The 17884-nt window shown below is 37.9% G+C and carries 23 protein-coding genes; 13 read left to right on the top strand and 10 right to left on the bottom strand.

Annotation, left to right across the window (positions count from 1 at the left end; all coding sequences use genetic code 11):
- Positions 1-41 precede the first annotated feature (41 nt).
- From GSQ74_RS22875 to GSQ74_RS11635, 4 genes are read right to left on the bottom strand one after another with little or no spacing between them, the layout of a single operon-like run.
- On the bottom strand, positions 42-176 hold the full coding sequence (locus GSQ74_RS22875) for a hypothetical protein (RefSeq protein ID WP_256366294.1): 135 nt from the start codon (positions 174-176) through the stop codon (positions 42-44).
- 3 nt (positions 177-179) lie between these two features.
- Entirely contained in the window at positions 180-347 is a 168-nt protein-coding gene (locus tag GSQ74_RS11645; RefSeq protein ID WP_158993415.1) for a hypothetical protein, read from the bottom strand.
- 21 nt (positions 348-368) lie between these two features.
- Complete coding sequence (locus GSQ74_RS11640; RefSeq protein ID WP_158993413.1) at positions 369-569, bottom strand: hypothetical protein; 201 nt, start codon at positions 567-569, stop codon at positions 369-371.
- Positions 570-573: 4 nt separating this feature from the next.
- Positions 574-792, bottom strand: coding sequence for a hypothetical protein (locus GSQ74_RS11635; RefSeq protein ID WP_158993411.1), 219 nt, complete (start codon positions 790-792; stop codon positions 574-576).
- A gap of 88 nt (positions 793-880) precedes the next feature.
- Here GSQ74_RS11635 and GSQ74_RS11630 point away from each other — a divergent pair, with 88 nt between their 5' ends.
- From GSQ74_RS11630 to GSQ74_RS11620, 3 genes are all read left to right on the top strand, one after another.
- A complete protein-coding gene (locus GSQ74_RS11630) occupies positions 881-1573 on the top strand; it encodes an XRE family transcriptional regulator (protein ID WP_158993409.1) in 693 nt (230 codons plus the stop codon).
- 207 nt (positions 1574-1780) lie between these two features.
- Entirely contained in the window at positions 1781-2251 is a 471-nt protein-coding gene (locus tag GSQ74_RS11625) for a helix-turn-helix domain-containing protein (RefSeq protein ID WP_158993407.1), read from the top strand.
- A 441-nt stretch (positions 2252-2692) separates the two neighbouring features.
- Positions 2693-3385 (top strand): hypothetical protein, encoded by a 693-nt coding sequence (locus GSQ74_RS11620; RefSeq protein ID WP_158993405.1) that lies wholly within the window; start codon positions 2693-2695, stop codon positions 3383-3385.
- 18 nt (positions 3386-3403) lie between these two features.
- On the opposite strand, the gene GSQ74_RS11615 is transcribed toward GSQ74_RS11620, so the two are convergent.
- Positions 3404-3982: a uracil-DNA glycosylase family protein gene (locus GSQ74_RS11615; protein WP_158993403.1), complete on the bottom strand. Its 579-nt coding sequence runs from the start codon at positions 3980-3982 to the stop codon at positions 3404-3406.
- A gap of 165 nt (positions 3983-4147) precedes the next feature.
- On the opposite strand from GSQ74_RS11615, the gene GSQ74_RS22925 reads away from it, so the two are divergent.
- The 3 genes from GSQ74_RS22925 (at position 4148) to GSQ74_RS11600 (ending at position 6862) form a co-directional block, all read left to right on the top strand.
- Entirely contained in the window at positions 4148-4813 is a 666-nt protein-coding gene (locus GSQ74_RS22925; RefSeq protein ID WP_158993401.1) for a FadR/GntR family transcriptional regulator, read from the top strand.
- A 57-nt stretch (positions 4814-4870) separates the two neighbouring features.
- Positions 4871-6100, top strand: coding sequence for an MFS transporter (locus tag GSQ74_RS11605; RefSeq protein WP_158993399.1), 1230 nt, complete (start codon positions 4871-4873; stop codon positions 6098-6100).
- A gap of 207 nt (positions 6101-6307) precedes the next feature.
- Complete coding sequence (locus GSQ74_RS11600; RefSeq protein WP_158993397.1) at positions 6308-6862, top strand: hypothetical protein; 555 nt, start codon at positions 6308-6310, stop codon at positions 6860-6862.
- Positions 6863-6888: 26 nt separating this feature from the next.
- On the opposite strand, the gene GSQ74_RS11595 is transcribed toward GSQ74_RS11600, so the two are convergent.
- Positions 6889-7791 (bottom strand): glycerophosphodiester phosphodiesterase family protein, encoded by a 903-nt coding sequence (locus GSQ74_RS11595; RefSeq protein ID WP_158993395.1) that lies wholly within the window; start codon positions 7789-7791, stop codon positions 6889-6891.
- A 160-nt stretch (positions 7792-7951) separates the two neighbouring features.
- On the opposite strand from GSQ74_RS11595, the gene GSQ74_RS11590 reads away from it, so the two are divergent.
- The 3 genes from GSQ74_RS11590 to GSQ74_RS11580 all read left to right on the top strand — a co-directional run bounded on the left by GSQ74_RS11590 (position 7952) and on the right by GSQ74_RS11580 (position 11352).
- Positions 7952-9352: a sugar MFS transporter gene (locus GSQ74_RS11590; protein ID WP_158993393.1), complete on the top strand. Its 1401-nt coding sequence runs from the start codon at positions 7952-7954 to the stop codon at positions 9350-9352.
- A 75-nt stretch (positions 9353-9427) separates the two neighbouring features.
- Positions 9428-10102 carry a response regulator transcription factor gene (locus GSQ74_RS11585; RefSeq protein WP_158993391.1) on the top strand — a complete coding sequence of 225 codons (675 nt, stop codon included), beginning with the start codon at positions 9428-9430 and terminating at the stop codon, positions 10100-10102.
- Entirely contained in the window at positions 10099-11352 is a 1254-nt protein-coding gene (locus GSQ74_RS11580; RefSeq protein WP_158993389.1) for a HAMP domain-containing sensor histidine kinase, read from the top strand. The genes GSQ74_RS11585 and GSQ74_RS11580 overlap by 4 nt, the downstream gene beginning before the upstream one ends.
- A gap of 3 nt (positions 11353-11355) precedes the next feature.
- On the opposite strand, the gene GSQ74_RS11575 is transcribed toward GSQ74_RS11580, so the two are convergent.
- Complete coding sequence (locus GSQ74_RS11575; RefSeq protein ID WP_158993387.1) at positions 11356-11652, bottom strand: pyrimidine/purine nucleoside phosphorylase; 297 nt, start codon at positions 11650-11652, stop codon at positions 11356-11358.
- A 153-nt stretch (positions 11653-11805) separates the two neighbouring features.
- Here GSQ74_RS11575 and GSQ74_RS11570 point away from each other — a divergent pair, with 153 nt between their 5' ends.
- The 4 genes from GSQ74_RS11570 (at position 11806) to GSQ74_RS11555 (ending at position 14477) form a co-directional block, all read left to right on the top strand.
- Positions 11806-12672 (top strand): flagellar motor protein MotB, encoded by an 867-nt coding sequence (locus GSQ74_RS11570; protein ID WP_158993385.1) that lies wholly within the window; start codon positions 11806-11808, stop codon positions 12670-12672.
- 111 nt (positions 12673-12783) lie between these two features.
- Positions 12784-12963: a hypothetical protein gene (locus GSQ74_RS11565; protein ID WP_158993383.1), complete on the top strand. Its 180-nt coding sequence runs from the start codon at positions 12784-12786 to the stop codon at positions 12961-12963.
- A 93-nt stretch (positions 12964-13056) separates the two neighbouring features.
- On the top strand, positions 13057-13659 hold the full coding sequence (locus tag GSQ74_RS11560; protein ID WP_158993381.1) for a TetR/AcrR family transcriptional regulator: 603 nt from the start codon (positions 13057-13059) through the stop codon (positions 13657-13659).
- A gap of 77 nt (positions 13660-13736) precedes the next feature.
- Positions 13737-14477, top strand: a complete 741-nt coding sequence (locus GSQ74_RS11555) for an SDR family oxidoreductase (RefSeq protein WP_158993379.1) — start codon at positions 13737-13739, stop codon at positions 14475-14477.
- 49 nt (positions 14478-14526) lie between these two features.
- On the opposite strand, the gene GSQ74_RS11550 is transcribed toward GSQ74_RS11555, so the two are convergent.
- Genes GSQ74_RS11550 through GSQ74_RS11540 form a run of 3 tightly spaced genes read right to left on the bottom strand, consistent with a single transcriptional unit; the run spans position 14527 to position 17767 of the window.
- On the bottom strand, positions 14527-15042 hold the full coding sequence (locus GSQ74_RS11550; protein WP_158993377.1) for an NADPH-dependent FMN reductase: 516 nt from the start codon (positions 15040-15042) through the stop codon (positions 14527-14529).
- Positions 15043-15066: 24 nt separating this feature from the next.
- Positions 15067-16419, bottom strand: coding sequence for a PAS domain-containing sensor histidine kinase (locus tag GSQ74_RS11545; RefSeq protein ID WP_158993375.1), 1353 nt, complete (start codon positions 16417-16419; stop codon positions 15067-15069).
- Positions 16409-17767 carry a sigma-54 dependent transcriptional regulator gene (locus GSQ74_RS11540; RefSeq protein ID WP_158993373.1) on the bottom strand — a complete coding sequence of 453 codons (1359 nt, stop codon included), beginning with the start codon at positions 17765-17767 and terminating at the stop codon, positions 16409-16411. The genes GSQ74_RS11545 and GSQ74_RS11540 overlap by 11 nt, the downstream gene beginning before the upstream one ends.
- Positions 17768-17884: the final 117 nt, after the last annotated feature.

Genomic DNA, 17884 nt, shown 5'->3' with positions numbered 1-17884 from the left:
GGTGTTTTGAGATAATTTTGCTTTCCCTTAGCGTATTTATTTTAACAAAGCAGCTTTATTACAAAAGCTATAAAACCGATCAGTACCCCAAATGATGCCAATGCATCCATCAGGTTAGCCCTATTCTCAGCAGCTTGTTCTGCTGAAATTTCAGATTTAAAGCGGTTGCGTTCCATAGCTTATTTTTTAAATAAGCGTTTTGCGCCCAGTCCAATAAAGTACCTTATATTCAAAACCATTCTTTTGATGACGATTGAAGCAATTACAATCGTAGCTACCAGTTCGGCAACTGTAAGGGCTAACTGAAAACCGTCCATCCCTGTTAAAATGTGTTTTAATGTGTGCATGATCATTGTTAAGGATTTATATTATTTGTTTAAATACTTTTTCTCTAATGCTTCCAGTTCTGCCATTTCCGGCGCGAACATCTTATCAACCTTTCTCTGCTCATAAAGCCGTTGCTTCGGGCAATATTGTATCGCTTTCATATGTAGCTTTTGCTGTGCGGTTAAGCGTTTTGGCTTCTCTGCATTGTTAGAGCTTGATATGTAGGCTATATGCATCGACATTACATTACTCAGTTAAAAGTTCTTCTTTAGATATACTAAGCTCTTCGCTGATGATCTGTAAAACCTGCGCACGGGTTAGCTTATCATCATTTGTATTCAACCAGCGTTGTAATGTGAGATAGCTAATCTTCAATTCAAATTGAAGCCTATTCTTTACATCAAGGCCTTTTTTAACCGCCTCTATTACCTCTGGTTTTAACTTAATTATAGTTGTGATTGCCATTCTGATTAATTATGTTTGATATATCAAACTTGTTACGACAAATATAATATAGTAAAACTATATTAACAATAGTTAAACTATAAAAAGTATGTTAAAATCACTTCCTATTGAAAATCAACGAATTAAAATTTTAAGAGAGCATTTGAAAATGTCTCAAATTGAATTTGCAGAACTTTTGGGTCGAAAGCAAGGATCTATATCCGATATAGAACGCGGGCGAAATGCTGTTGATGGTATAGTTCAACTATTGGAATTAAAGTTAAACCTTAATAAGGGGTGGCTTGAAACTGGTGAAGGAAATATGTTTAAATCGAAAAATATTTTGAATGAACCGGATGTTGAATACAAAATGATAGAAGTGAAAATTAACCAGGTACCTATCTACGATGTGGAATTTTCAGCCGGTATAATGACAAGCTTAATTGAGAATCGGGATAATCATTTCCCGGTGGGGTACTTGGCTATACCAGAGGTTAACGGTTGCGATGCTATTATCCGGGCCAAAGGTGATAGCATGGCCGATCGAATTAACGACCGGGACTGGATCGGAATTAAGCGCATGGATTTAAACGAATGGTTTCCTATGGGCTATATCTATGCTATAGAAACCGAACAGGCTCAAATTATAAAATATATCAAGCAGGGGGCAGCACCCGACATGCTAAAAATTGTATCGCACAACACATTTTATGACGAAGAAGAGATCCCGCGGAATATTATCAAAGAATTATGGAGCGTGCGAACTGTATTACCTTTTAGTAAAATCGAAACATTAATATAAGTCGAAACCAAAATTTGAGAATTCCGGCATCTGCACAATTTCCTGATTACAATAGTGGATATGTTAAATGGATAAAAGACAGCACTTATGTTGTTAATTCTTATGTAGATGCGGAAAATTCTTACGGCGCACTTCTTCGTAGTAAATATAGAATAAAGTTAAAAATTATGGGTGATGATCAATGGAAGTGCCTAAAGTTAAAAATAGATGATGACGAATAAAATGGCATTAACAAAACCACAAGGCAACCCTCCATGGAAATCAAGCAGAGTACCGGGAAAGATAAATGATAATGAGCATGGCCAGCGCCTGAAGTTTTTTCGTAAAAGTCTGGATAAAACACAGCCCGACCTTGCCGAGGAACTTAATATTAGTATAGCTATGGTAAGTAAATATGAAAACGGCACGCATTACATCCCAAATGAAGTTCCAAGGTACTTGCACAAAAAATACAACATGAATTATAGTTGGTTTTTTGATGGTGTAGGGAAAATAACGGTTAATGCCACAGAAAAGAAATCCATGCTGGTTGATATTAACAGCCTTCAGGATATTCAAATGATGCAAAGCGCTAAAATTTCTTCCATGGAAAAAACCCTCTACAGGTTATTGCAAGAGAACCAGCAACTGATGCTCAGGTTAAATGAAATAGAATCTAAAAACCATCATAAAGCATAACTTCGGGACACAATCGGGACACACTTTTAAAGTTATTTCAATGCCAAACCCAGCTAAAAAGGCCTTTAATTCGTACTTAAAACCGGTAAAATATGAAGGTGTTAAGCCCCATCATTTACCCGAAACGCCTCTCATAAAATGATGAACGTTTTTTGTTTATATTGATGCGATTATAATATCCACCCAAGGCTGAATGTTGATCAGCGTACCACACCGCATTGATATTGTTATCTAACTGCCGCAAACAATCCCTTAAATTGTCTTTTTTTCTTGGTTATAATATGATAACTTTACTGTATAACAGCCTGTTATCGTAATTCTATAATCATGAATAATTCAATCAACCTCCCAAATAAAAATCGGAAATTATTCTTTCTCCTTGTCGTCTTATTGATGACTTCCCAGTGTTTATTGTTACCCATCAAAGGTTTTGGTCAAAAAATGGCGGATTCGAAACTTGAGAAAATACCAGTAAGCCTGGAGAGAGACTATGCATTAAGCGCATTGCCTCCCCATCTGCGTAAGGGGGCTACTGTTTATTTATTGGATCCGACAAAAGGCTATTATATGAATAAAAAGGGAACGAATGGGTTTATTTGTTTTATTTCAAGGATGGAATGGGAGTGGGGAGAATTCAGGAACGACTATACAATGCCCATTAGCTTCGATCCCGCCGGGGCCAAAGCAATTTTTCCTGTTTATCAGGATGTGGCAGCCATGCGCGCGTCTGGAAAATTTACAGCCAGGCAGATCAAAAATATAGTGATAGGCCGAATCAGGAAAGGCATATACACGGCTCCATCAAGACCCGGAATATCTTATATGCTGGAACCTGTTATGCGTGGATATCCTGGCGACCCGACAAATAATAAGATAATGACCATGAGCATGCCTCATTATATGTTTTATGCTCCTTATATGAATAATACCGATATTGGTGGTGACTTAGACAATGGCCCATTTGTATCTAATCCGGATAATACTGTTTTGGGAGATAAGAAGGGACCTTATGGGTATATCATTATGCCCGCTGGTGAGGTAGAAGCGGCCAAAATAGTAAAGGATAATAGCGACTTGCTGAAACGGCTTGTCGCCTACAAATCATACTATAAAATTAAGGCCATGGGTATGTAGAACTTATGCCCATTAAATTTAAGGCATTGCAATAATCTCATTTATTATTTGCTGTAATAAAGGCACCGTTGTTAACTCAAACCAGGGATTCCTTTTTTGCCATATTTTATTACGCGGAGATGGGTGTACAAGCGGTAAGTAGGTTGGTAAATAATCATTGAAATTTTTTACCGTTTCTGTGAGTGTAGCCTTTTTTAAATCTTTTAGATAATAGTTTTGTGCGTACTGCCCAATAAGTATGATTAATTTAACTTCGGGCATATTGCTTAATAATTGTAGATGCCACAGCGGGGCACATTCCGGACGTGGTGGCAAATCTCCGGATTTGCCTTTGCCCGGGTAACAAAAACCCATCGGGATCAAGGCAAATAACCGCTCGTTGTAAAACTGTTCCTTATTAACACCAAGCCACCTTCTCAATTCGTTTCCACTCTGATCATCCCACGGGATCCCGCTATTCTGAACTTTTTGTCCCGGTGCTTGACCTATTATAACAATTTTAGACGTGAGACTGGCCCGTACTACAGGCTTTGGCGGATTAGGCAAATAGTTAGCACAAACCACACATGATCTTATCTCATTCAAAAGTTTGTCCACTATCAAAAAATTAACCAGGAAATTATTATTAACCAGAATGTCTATTTATAATAAAAATATGAATTATTACCCTCAAACATTGTGTGAACCTGAAAATGATTTAAAATAAATTCTTTTTTAATATTAAAAATACTACTTTTGAATTCATCTGATGTTATAATCATTATGAATAATTTAATAGTAAAACAATCACTTGCGGAGGTAATCGCGGATAAGCTGAAGGAACAAATATCCTCCGGCTATTACCAGCTTGGTGAAAAAATGCCCACTGAGCCGGAGTTAATGAAAAACTTTGGGGTAGGGCGTTCTACTATCAGAGAAGCTACTAAACGACTGGTGCAGTCGGGCTTGTTACGTATTCAGCAGGGCGCAGGGACATTTGTTGAGCAAACGGAGAGTATTGGTGAGTCGTTGGATCGTCGGATTAATCGTGCCAATTTTCAGGAATTGGATGAAGTTCGGCAGCTATTAGAAATGAAAATAGCGGAGAAAGCTGCTATTAATCGTTCGGAAATGGATATTGTTGTTCTCAAAAAGCATCTTGCTGCCCGGAAGCAAGCAGGTATTGACAATTTAATAGAAGCTTGTATCGAGGCCGATATACAATTCCATATCGCGATAGCGGAAGCTGCTAAAAGTGAGATATTGTTCGATTTGTATAAAGCAACGGCAATCCACCTGCGAAAATGGTTCCTCAGTATTTACCCTGACACGCAAATTTTTATAGAAACCCAGGATTCACACGAGCGATTACTGGCTGATATTGTCGCTTGTGATTCCAGGCAGGCTTGGAATACTGCCGCCAAAATTATCGGCCGTGTTTATCAATAATTTTTTTATTAACAAATTCATCTGATGTTATGATGTTTATTATTTATTTTACCTATTATGGAAACTAAATCTGCTACTTTTACCACTGAATCCAAACAGCTTGCGCAGCGCACTGTATTTTCAATTCTTTTCACTATCAGCTTTGCGCATTTGATTAATGATATGCTGCAATCGGTGATTCCATCTATCTACCCTTTGATTAAGGACCGCTACCATTTAAGTTTTACTCAAATTGGCTTTATCACGTTTACTTATCAAATCACTGCTTCTATTTTACAACCGTTTGTCGGATTTTATACCGACCGTAAACCCCGCCCTTATTCGCTGGCTATAGGGATGGGTTTTACATTGATTGGATTGCTTGCGGCTTCACAGGCATCAAGTTTTTTTTACATCTTGTTATCTGTGGGGTTGATTGGGATAGGTTCGTCCATATTCCACCCGGAATCTTCCAGGGTGGCGTATTTAGCATCCGGTGGTAAAAAAGGATTGGCACAATCGATCTTCCAATTAGGCGGAAATGCGGGAAGTGCCATTGGGCCTTTACTCGCCGCGTTAATCGTTATTCCTTACGGGCAATCTAATGTCATTTGGTTTTGCTTGATCGCACTCATCGGAATAGCTGTATTGTTCCGGATAGCCCAGTGGTACCAAGGGCATTTAAACAGTACGGCAATGAATAAAAAAGTGGCAAAAGAGGAGTTTTATCATAATCTTTCCCGCAAAAAAGTAATTCTTTCACTGAGTATTCTTATGGTACTTATTTTCTCCAAATACTTTTATCTGGCCAGTATTACAAGCTATTATACTTTCTTTTTGATCGATAAATTTCATGTTTCTATTCAGCAATCACAGGTCTACTTATTCGCATTTTTAGGTGCAGTGGCTCTGGGTACACTTATCGGTGGCCCACTGGGCGATCGTTTTGGCCGTAAGTATGTCATCTGGATATCTATATTAGGGGTGGCGCCATTCACTTTATTATTGCCTTATGCCTCTTTATTCTGGACGGGTGTTTTGTCTGTTACAATTGGCTTGATTATTTCATCGGCATTCTCCGCAATCCTGGTTTATGCCACGGAATTAGTACCCGGGAAGCTCGGGCTGATATCCGGTTTGTTTTTTGGGCTTGCCTTTGGTATGGGCGGGCTGGGGTCTGCTGTTTTGGGTAAACTAGCTGATATGACCAGCATTACCCTGGTTTTTAAAATATGCGCTTTCTTACCTTTAATTGGTATACTAACTGCATTCCTTCCTGATCTTGATGGAAAAAAAATGAACCGCTGATACAAAACGAATTAATGCTTTTAATGGGAGAAAATATTTAGAAATATTTTCTCCCATTTCTTTTGTCATAGTTTTTACTTTTAATGTGGTCTGATAAGTATTTTTGGTTTAAGGAAATATTATCGGTTTCATTCATCCGGCAGATGCAATAAATAAAATAAACCATTATCTTAGGAATAATTTATTCTATTTAACCTTATTACAATTATGGACAGAACACTGAAAGTCTATACAAAAACCGACCATCTGTTTGTTGAGATTACTTTTAATTACGATCATGAAAGACAGGCGGGTGCACATTATATTCTATATCGGCGGCTGTATACCGACGATGAAGAAGATGAGGGGAAATCTGTTTACCCACTTTATGATTCAGACTTATATTTAACATTCAGACAGTTTGACTCAATAGAACAGATCAAGGCGCATGATATTGAATTTGTGAAAAAAGAATTTGGTCGTGATATGCCTGATCCTGCCAACACATACAAATATGTATATGATCCAACACCGGTTTATTTACGTTATATCGCCGGGACTGATCGACGTTTTGTGGGGATAGTAAATATAATGTTCAGTTTTATTGATAACACTAAAGAGGTGAGATTCCTTTCAGGTACGAACCCCAGGTTTGATCACGAATTAACTTCGGACAGCCTCGAAACTAATATAAACTGCATATTGAGAATTACTGTATACACCGATAGGGATATTACCCAGATATATAGCCAGGATTTAAAAAGACTGCCCCCGTGGTATTAAGCCTTAGATGATCCTCCGGCCTTAAACTATTTGTGTAATGATCTTTTACGCAGATAATTTAAAAGTTCTTTTGGCCTGTCGGTTTGAATAATAGTTGCTCCGTGAGCAATTAGCCAGTCCCAGCTATCCTTTGTGTCTTTTTGCTCTACGGCCATATCATCGGTATGGCCACCATTCAGGCTGGCCCACATGGCATTTATCCAAATTTTTGCGCCACGTGCTTTTATGAAACTATTTTCAGCAAGGATTTTTGAAGTATCCTGATCAAAAATAAGTTCAAAGGCTACAGGTTTTATTGCTTGTTGATAATCAATAATAGTTTGTTTGGCTACAGACTCATTAAGCCAGATTACCGGCATAAAAGTGATGCTATCTAATAGTTTATGATACTTGTTTCTTACAGTTTGATAATGTTCGTCAGTCTTAAATATAGCTTGATTCACCGTACCGGTTTCTTTTAATACCTTATAAGCTTCATTATAATAGGGATAACTCTTATCCAGATTCACGAGTACTTTGCCTTTTGCCAGCTTCATTACTTCCTCCAATGTTGGTATGGTATGCGTTGTAGTTATACCTAAACCATTTTTAAGGTGAAATCTTTTAAGTTCTTTAAGGGTATAGTCACTTGGTTTTCCCGTGCCGTCGGTTGTCCTGTCAATAGTTCCATCATGCATAATCACAACTACGCCATCACTGGTTTTATTCAGGTCGACTTCAATTACATCAACACCCATTTCTATAGCCAGTTTATATGCCTGGAGTGAATTTTCGGGTGCATTACGCCAATCGCCACGGTGCGCGGCTACCATAATTTTTTTATTGTCGGGATGATGCAGTTCGTTTATAAGCTCCGTTACCTGTGCATACGAGTTAATATCGCAAAATATAAAAAGCAATAAAACGGTAGCCTTATAAATATATCTCATAGTAATCGGATGTTGAGTAGATAATCAATGCGAAAATAAGCAAGTATTAAATGCCATATTGTAACTATAGTGTACTAATTACAATATGCACCGTAAATAATTTTAGAATAATATTGTTTTAAGTAAGAAAAATAGCAATTTAGTCCGCCAATTATAAAAAATGGAAAAGCAAAAGAACAATCTTATCCCTCTAATTACCCTTACCTCATTGTTTTTTATGTGGGGATTTATAACCAGCATGAACGACATCCTGATCCCGCATCTTCGGTCGCTGTTTAAGTTAAGTTATACCCAATCAATGCTGGTGCAATTTTGTTTCTTCGGTGCATATTTCATTGGTTCAGTTATCTACTTCTTAATCTCCTATTTTAAAGGCGACCCGATAAATAAGATCGGGTATAAAAACGGTATTTTGTTAGGCTTGCTAATTTCGGCAATTGGTTGTGGCTTGTTTTACCCTGCGGCCAGTCTTTCGGTATATGGCGTGTTCCTTGTGGCATTATTTACGCTTGGTTTAGGCTTTACATTGTTACAAATTGCTGCTAACGCTTACGTTTCCTTATTAGGTTCCGAAGAAACAGCATCAAGCCGCTTAAATTTAACACAAGGGTTTAACTCATTTGGTACCACTATAGCCCCGGTTTTGGGCGGATATATGATCCTGGAGTTTTTTGCCGATAAAGGCCACATCTCTGCAAACTCAACCAAAATCCCTTACCTCATATTCGCGGTGCTGTTTTTATTGCTTGGGCTAATTATTTATAAAGTAAAACTACCCGTTTTTACAAATGATGATACAGCAGAAAAAGGTTTAGGTGCATTAAAGTTTCCACAGCTTAAACGGGGTATATTCGGAATATTTTTTTATGTGGGAGCTGAAGTAGCTATTGGTAGTTTCATCATTATCTTTCTAAAACAAAATAATATTGCTGGCTTGTCCGAATCAATCAGTAAAAACTTCCTGGCGCTTTATTGGGGAGGGGCTATGATTGGTAGGTTTATTGGCGCTATATCCTTAAGCCAAGGATTGCCGCCGCTGAAAAAAGGTTTTTATATGGTAGCTACATCAGTGTTGGTTTTTGCGTTGATATTAAGCATCGTTAATTTAACCTTTGCCGATATTTATCCCTACCTGATCTTTATGCTTCTTAACCTTATCGGGTTTTTATTGGGCAAATCAGCAGCGGCGCGTACGCTATTTATCTTCGCTATTATAAATATTATACTTGTTGCTGCCGCTATCTTCTTTATGGGGCACATTGCCATGTGGGCAATTATAGGTGTAGGTATATTTAACTCAATTATGTATTCCAATATCTATACGCTTTCTATATCAGGTTTGGGCAAGTATACCAGCCAGGGTTCATCATTATTGGTAATGGCTATACTTGGCGGTGCCTTGGTGCCGGTTTTGCAGGGCGCCCTTGCTGATATGATAGGGATACAAAAAGCAATGATAATACCTTTAGTATGCTACCTATACATAGCCTATTTTGGATACTATTGCTGGAAAAACATTGATCATAGCTTAATCACGCACAAAAAAGCTGCCGGGCATTAATATCAATCCATCGAAACCAATAAAAACTTCAGAATTTCTACTGATTTCGAATGCTATATTTGTTTAAAAAAACAATTGAAACTACTTGTAATAGAGGACGAGCAGGGGCTTCGTGAAAATATCATGTCATATTTTAATGATGGTAATGTTTGTGAAAGCTGTGCCACGCTGGCTGACGCCATATATAAGCTATCTAACTATGATTATGATTGTGTTCTGTTAGATATAGGCTTACCTGATGGGGATGGTTTCGCGGTGTTGGATTTTCTGAAAAAGAACAAGAAAGACGAAGCCGTATTGATTATCTCAGCACGTAACTCTTTGGATGATAAAATCAGAGGCCTGAATATTGGCGCCGATGATTATCTGACTAAACCGTTTCACCTGTCTGAACTTAAAGCGAGGGTAACATCTGTTTACAGACGAAAAACCACCAATGGTAACAACATGCTGGTTTTTAACGAAATAAACATTGATTTGCCGGGCAGGGTGGTATCTATAAAGGGATCACCAATTGTTTTGACCCGCAAAGAATATGATATGTTATTATATTTTATTGCGAACAAAGGGAAAGTAATTGCTAAAAACGCCATTGCTGAACATTTGTGGGGAGATGAAATGGACATGCACAATAACTTCGATTTTATTTATACGCATGTTAAAAATTTGAGAAAAAAGCTTTTAGATGCCGATTGTAAAGATTACCTAAAATCAGTTTATGGTATAGGGTACAAATTTTTAGCAGAATGAAGCTTTCTGAACAGTATACTAGGGCCAGTATAATCATCGCGGTAACTGTGTTGATTATAGGTAGCATAATTTATTTTTTTACGATAAATTACATTGCCAGAACGCAACTTGATAATGATCTGGGTGAGGAAATTGAAGAAGTAACAGCCTATATTAATACCAATCATCATCTACCCAAACAACTGGATTTTGATGAGGATATAACTGTATTTATAAAAACCAATAAAATAGAGTTGCCGGTTAGGTATTTTGATACTACTTATGTTAATCCTAAAGAAGATGAGAGCCAACCAGGCCGGGCGGTATCGGGGCTTGTTTCATTAGGTAATCAGCATTATGAAGTTGTAATTACTGAATCCAGAGAGGCGACTGAGTACCTTATACAATTCATCAGCTTAATTACTATAGGCTTAATGGTTGTACTGGTATTTATACTGTTTTTAACCAATCGTTTTATTTTAAACGGTTTGTGGAAACCATTCTATAAAACCCTGATTGAAATAAAATCATTTAACATCTCAGATGATAAGAACCTTGAACTCATTGACACTAAAGTTGATGAGTTTAATGAGTTAAATACGGCGGTGCTTACCATGTCATCAAACGTAAAAAGTGATTTCCAAAACCTTAAACAATATACTGATAATGCATCGCACGAGATGCAAACACCTTTGGCTGTAATTACCTCAAAGCTGGATATGCTTATTCAGGATGAAACGTTAAAGCCGGAACAGTATGGGCAGATTAATGATATTTACGCGGCTACTAATAAATTAGCAAGGCTTAATCAATCATTGTTATTACTGGTTAAAATTGAAAATAATTTAATTGACGATATTGATACCTTTAACTTAAATACCTTGGTTGAGGATAAAATAAAGCAATTTAACGAGCTCATTACCAATAAAAAAATCGAATTGGAGGTAAATCTTTCACCTAAAGAAATTACAGCAAGTAAGTACCTGATTGATATATTACTGAATAACTTACTTAGTAACGCGATAAGGCATAATGTATTCGGCGGTAAACTAATTATTACATTGACCGAAGATCAGCTTGCAATTAAAAACAACGGCCCGCCTCAAATAATGAATACCGATACCATTTTTGAGCGTTTCCAGAAAAGTAATAAATCAGAAGGTACAGGTTTGGGTTTAGCTATTGTTAAAAATATTTGCAGCCGTTATAAATGGAAGATATGTTATTCAATGGATAATGAATTACACATCTTCCATGTTGATTTTAGTTAATACTTAGGCGTAATAGCAGATGTAAGCAACATCTGTATCGCATACAATATCAAATTTTGAATTAGCAGCTACCTCAAATTTTTCCTGTTCAGCGTATTTGGTCCATTCGCCATCAGCCAGTTTAATATTCATTATACCCGAAACCACGATCATAGTTTCAACAGTAGATGTTGAGAATTGATAGGTTCCTTTTTTCATTACACCTACTGTTGCATTTCCTTTATCGGTATCCAAGCCAAGGCTTTGTACTGTGCCTTCAAAATAACTATTATGTTTTACGGTGTTGTTTAAGTCGCTCATTAGTTTTATATAAAATTTAGGCAAATATATTATTTGAAGGGAATTTTAACAGTTATTATAGGTTATATAAATATAATAAACATTACAATTTTTGAGTTGTTGTAGCAGTGTTGATCATAAATGGTTTATGGTTAGTCGTTAATAACTACAATTATGAAAATTAAAATAATGTTACCGTTACTGCTTTTTGTTGTAGCAGCGTTAACCCAGGGGTGTGTCAGCAACAAAAAGTATACTGAACTACAAACCAACTACAACAGGTTACAGGATACTAATCGTAATCTGATGCAAAGCTACCAGGTTACTCAACAGGAACTCTCAGGTTCCAGAACCCGGGTTACTAGTTTAGAAGAGCAAATTGAGGCTGCAAAAGCAAATGCTGCCGCTTTGCAGAGCGCATTGAGCCAATGTTTGGCAGGCAACAACCAGGGCAATGTGAATATTGCAAAATTGGCTGATCAGATAAGTGCATCAAGCAGATACATTCAGCATTTAGTTAATTTAAAAAATAAGAGCGACTCGCTTAATATGGTACTTACCAATAACTTAACCCGCTCCTTAACGCCGGATGAAACTAGAGATGTAGATATAAAAGTACTTAAAGGTGTAGTTTATATTTCATTGGCTGATAATATGCTTTATAAATCAGGTAGCTATGACATTTTACCTCAGGCGGGCGAAACTTTGAGTAAAATAGCCAAGATTATCAATGATTATTCTACCTATGATGTGCTGGTTGAAGGTAATACAGATAATGTACCTATTTCACAACCTAACATTCGTAATAATTGGGATTTAAGTGATTTACGTGCATCATCAGTAGTACAGGCCTTACAAAACACCTACGGTGTTGATCCTAAACGATTAACCGCCGGTGGCCGTGGTGAATATAATCCAATTGCTGATAACAGCACTCCGGGTGGTAGATCATTAAACAGGCGTACAGAAATTATTATTACCCCTAAGTTAGACCAGTTTATGACATTGATTGGTAAAGATCCGAATACACCGGCTCAGTAATTAATAAGTTTATAATAGAATAGGAGAGGCCTTAGCATTTTGCTGAGGCCTTTTTTATGTTACGGTACAATTGTTGCGCTATAGTTGGCATACACTTAAAATGTATTTATTATGAAAGCACAGGATTCAAAAAACAACAGAAATGAGCAGGGTAAACCGACATCTGATCGTGCGTTTACTAATCAAAACGAAAGATTGAAAGAACAGGGTATTAGCAATTCGGGTGGGCAACGCTCTGATGTAACATCAAACAGAAATAGTACTCATAAGCCGGAGCATAAAAAAAGATAAGCGTAAAGCCTCTTAATTTATTAAGAGGCTTTGTATTTGTTTTATAAACTATTTATATGCTTGATGTTATAATACCAATTGGTATATTTGTATATGGAAAATAAACTGTCAAAGGCCGACCGCACACGCCAGTTCATTATTGAAACAACTGCCGGCATATTTAATACTAAAGGATATGCAGGTACATCCATGTCCGATCTTACAGAAGCCACAGGTTTAACCAAAGGCAGTATATATGGCAATTTTGGTAATAAGGAAGATGTGGCCCTTGCCGTGTTTGATCATAATTACGCTAAGGTTAGCGGCTTAATCCAGCAACGTATCCAATCCGCTAAAACCTATCATGATAAATTAATGGTTTATGCCCAGGTATATGACCAGTTTACCCGTGGTAGTTTCCCAGTAGGGGGCTGTCCTATATTAAATACCGCTGTTGAGGCTGATGATACCAATAACTTATTAAAGGATCGCGCAGCTAAAGCCATTTTAAAATGGAAAAAAGGTGTGCAGGACTTAATACAAAGCGGTGTAGATGCAGGTGAATTTAAACAAGGGTTGGATCATTCACGCATTGCCTTATCTATAATAGCTTTGGTTGAAGGTGGTATAATGATCAGTAAAGTAACTAATAGTCAGGCTTGCTTGGATAAGATAATGATTACGGTGGAATCAATAATAAGCGAAATGAAAATTTAAAAAATTTGACATAAAATATACCAATCGGTATATTTTATATTTTAATATTGTGCTGTTATATTAACAACAACATAAAAATGAATATCACCAATAAAACTATACTAATAACCGGCGGAGGATCGGGTATTGGTTTCGCTATCGCGAAATTATTAAGCGAAAAAAACAACCATGTAATCATTACCGGCAGGACGGAAGCCAAGCTAAAAGAAGCTGCCGCCAAGTTAACGAACGTAAGCTATTTTGCTACTGACGTTACCAAAGCAGATGATGTAAATAAACTGGTTGCTTATCTGCAACAAAATCATCCTGACTTGAACGTTGTGATAAACAATGCCGGCCAGGCTTTTATGTACGAGTTGGATAATGCCCCAGCCTTTGAAAATGCCGGTGCGGAGATAGATACCAACTACTTATCCATTATTCGTTTAATTGATAAATTATTGCCTGCGCTTAAAGCACAGCCTGAGGCTGTTATTGTAAACGTTACATCCGTTTTGGCAATAGCACCATCGCATGATGTACCTACCTATTCGGCAAGTAAGGCCGCCTTGCATTCTTATACACAGGCGCTGAGATATGGTTTAGAAAAAGCATCAAATGTTAAAGTATTTGAGTTGATGCCACCTTTGGTTGATACCGATTTTTCTGCTGAAATTGGCGGTAGTAATGGTATCCCGCCACAACAGGTTGCCGAAGAATTTCTACAGGCTTTTGAAGCTGATACCTTTGAAATTCATGTTGGTTTTACCGCGCAATTTCATGAGGCTTACCTAAAATCGCCTGCCGATGCCTTTGCCATGCTGAATACGAGGAGGTAATTATTAAAGTTGATTTACAGGCAATCGCAGATATATGCTGTTGCCTGTATTATTTTAATATGGTATCCCTTATTATACCTAAACCAACCTTCAAATCTTTGTCAATAATATTGCCATCGCTATCAATCTTGGCTCTGATAAAAGGCACTAACAGATCAGCAATCACATCGGCAGATAAAGCTCCCAGTGTTTTTAATAAAGACGCGTGCGCGCTGTCGCCTACAGATGAAGCGGTAATTAGCGCCACCTGTTTATCAACCAACGTACTGTTTGATACTGTCCAATCTAATGCGTTTTTTAGCTGACCGGGTACACCAAAAGCATACTCAGGAGTACAGATAATTACAACATTGGCATTGTTTATTTTATGGCGGAAATCAACTACAGGTTGTGGCGGGTGTTCGTTATCCAGTCCCGGGTCAAAGGGCGGTATTTGCGCTAAATCTTCATAAATACTATAATTAATCTCAGCAGGCATTAACCCGCCCAAAAAGCGTAAAATATTATGATTGGATGAGCCTGATCTCAGACTGCCAGAGATAGCGAATATGTTTTTACCTGACATCAAACAAAGAAATGGATTTGCAACCTAATTTGGAAACTGCATCACAAAAGATGACCCTACGCCTTCAGAACTTTGCACCTGTATATTTCCTTTGTGCAACAGCATGATCTGCTTACACAAGCTTAAGCCGATGCCACTGCCTGTTTTACGGGTACTGAAGAAGGGGATAAATATCTTATCCAATAATTCCGGTGGCATGCCTAGGCCGTTATCGGTTACTTTAACCAATGTCTTATTATTCTGAATCTCTGCCGAAAGAATGATGTTTGGTGCTTCGCGATCTTTTACTGCTTCAATAGCATTTACTACTAAGTTTATCAGCACTTGCTCAATCAGGTTAATATCCGCTTCAATGGCGAGGGTAGGGTCGCGTAGGATTATTTCTAATTCGATCTTCTTTTTCTCCAGTGTAGGGCGCATCAGGCTGTTCAAATCTTCAAACATGTTGCGCACCAATATTTTGGTCAAATCAAGCTTGGTGATTTTATTCAGGCTGCGATAGCTCTCTGTAAACTTAAGCAAACCCTCGCTCCGGCGTTTAATGGTATCAATACCTAATTCCAGATCCTCTAAATGTGCACTCACCGGGCTATTAGCAATCTCCGGGCTTTGTAAACGGTTCTTTAGAGTATCGGCCAATGATGAGATCGGCGCTACCGAGTTCATAATCTCATGCGTCATTACATTCAATAGCTTTTGCCAGGCCTTTGATTCTGTCTCGTCCAAAGCCTCGCTTACGTTTTGAAAGGCTATCAGTTTTGATACTTTGCCATCGCTACGCAAAACGCTGGCGGTGATGAGTATTTTAACCAATTGCTGGTTACGGGTCATGCTGACTAGTTTGCTGTCGCCGGGTTTAATTGTCGATATTTCACGGTATAGTTCTGGTTCCCTTTTTTCGAGTGAATTAATGCTTTTTAGGTAGGGTACGCCAAGCAGTTTTTTAAAAGCTTCGTTTATCCAACCCGTTTCCCCGGTTTCTATTTCGTAAGATAGGATGCCGGTATCTACCAGCTCCAATATCTTTTGCAGGTATTGATATTGCGTTTCCCGCTCACGGCTGATATTTTTAAATGTGGAGTTAATATCATTAAATCCTTCACGAAGTGGTTTCAGTTCTGCAGGGGCTCTCCGCACATCAAAATGGCGCGAAAAATCGCGGTACTGTATAGATTCAACAAATTGGTTAACTTCATCCTGGGCTTTTTTCTGAAATTGAATCAAATCCAATACCTCGTAAACAAGTAGGGGAACAGTTATAGCCAGGTACAAATACCATGTAGAACCGTTAACAACTATAAACGATGTAGCCATTAAGGTAACAAACAAGAAAAGTACCCGCAGCAACAGCCGCCATTCGTAGCGTTTAAATATCATATTTGCTTAATCTACGGTATAGCGCTGTACGCGTTAAGCCAAGTTCTTTGGCGGCACGGGTAATATTGCCGCTATGTTTCTCAATCACCTTTAAAATAGCATTCTTTTCCATCGTACTTAAAGGAACGTTATCCATATCGATGGTAGAATTATCTGAAGGACTTTCTAATATCGAAAATATCAGGTCATCGGCACGCATAATGTGGTCATCGGCCATAATTACAGCACGTTCAATAGTATATTGCAATTCGCGCACATTGCCGGGGTAGTTATACATTCTAAGCTTCTGCAAAGCTGCAGGCTCAAAATCCATTGCTGGTTTCAGGTATTTGGTAGCATATAATTTGGCAAAGTGCTTAGCCAAAATCACAATATCCTCGCTTCTGCGACGTAAGGGCGGCATATTTATCTCCACTGTATTAATACGATATATTAAATCCTTGCGGAAACGGTTTTCATTAGCCAGTTCGCTTAATGGAAGGTTAGTGGCGCATATCAGCCGGATGTCGATATCAACAGCCTTGTTAGTCCCTAAACGGGTTACCTGCCTGTTTTGTAGTACGGTGAGCAGTTTTGCTTGTTGCTGTAAGGTAATATTACCAATTTCATCCAAAAATAAAGTTCCGCCCTGGGCATCTTCAAAACGGCCGGTCCTGTCTTCACGTGCATCCGTAAAAGCACCTTTTTTGTGGCCGAACAGCTCACTTTCAAACAAGGTATCCGTTAAAGCGCCAACATCAACCTTAACAAATGGTTTATCAGCTCGTAATGATCGCTCATGTATCGCTTTTGCCATCAAGTCCTTGCCAGTACCATTTTCGCCCAATAATAAAATATTCGCATCGGTAGGGGCTATCTTATTTACTTTGTGAAAAATATCCTGCATTGGTTCCGATTCACCCAATATAGATGTGTCGCCTGTTGAACTTTTACCCGTCGCTTTTTTGGGAGTTGATCCTTCTTTTTTGTCAAGAAGATCTTTGATAGTTTCAATCAGCTTTTCATTATGCCATGGCTTAACCACAAAATCATTCGCACCTTCTTTTAATGAACGTACCGCCAGGTCAATATCGCCATAGGCGGTGATCATAATTACGCAAATATTTGGCTTCCATTCTTTAATCTTTTTAAGCCAATATAAACCCTCATTACCTGTGTTAATGGCGCTGTTGAAATTCATATCCAGCAAAACCAAATCAATCTGGTTACGCTGTAAAAGCGAATTCAGGTTTTCCGGATTTTTTTCAGTGATGATTTCCTGTGCTTCAGTTTTGAGCAGCAGTTTAACAGCGGTTAACACATCTGTATCGTCATCAACAATTAATATGGTAGCTTTTTTTAAAATCATTTTCTTTTGTTTGCTTCGCAGATATTAGGTTGTGTATTCTTATGAATAGTTTATGCTCAAATTAGCTTTTCATTTTTTTAAATGCAAATAATAAGTACCGTTAACTATTGCTATAAA

It is taken from the genome of Mucilaginibacter sp. L196, from assembly GCF_009765905.1.
Taxonomy (GTDB): Bacteria; Bacteroidota; Bacteroidia; order Sphingobacteriales; family Sphingobacteriaceae; genus Mucilaginibacter.
Note: the sequence above shows the minus strand (reverse complement) of the source record. Positions and strands in the feature narration are given on the sequence as shown.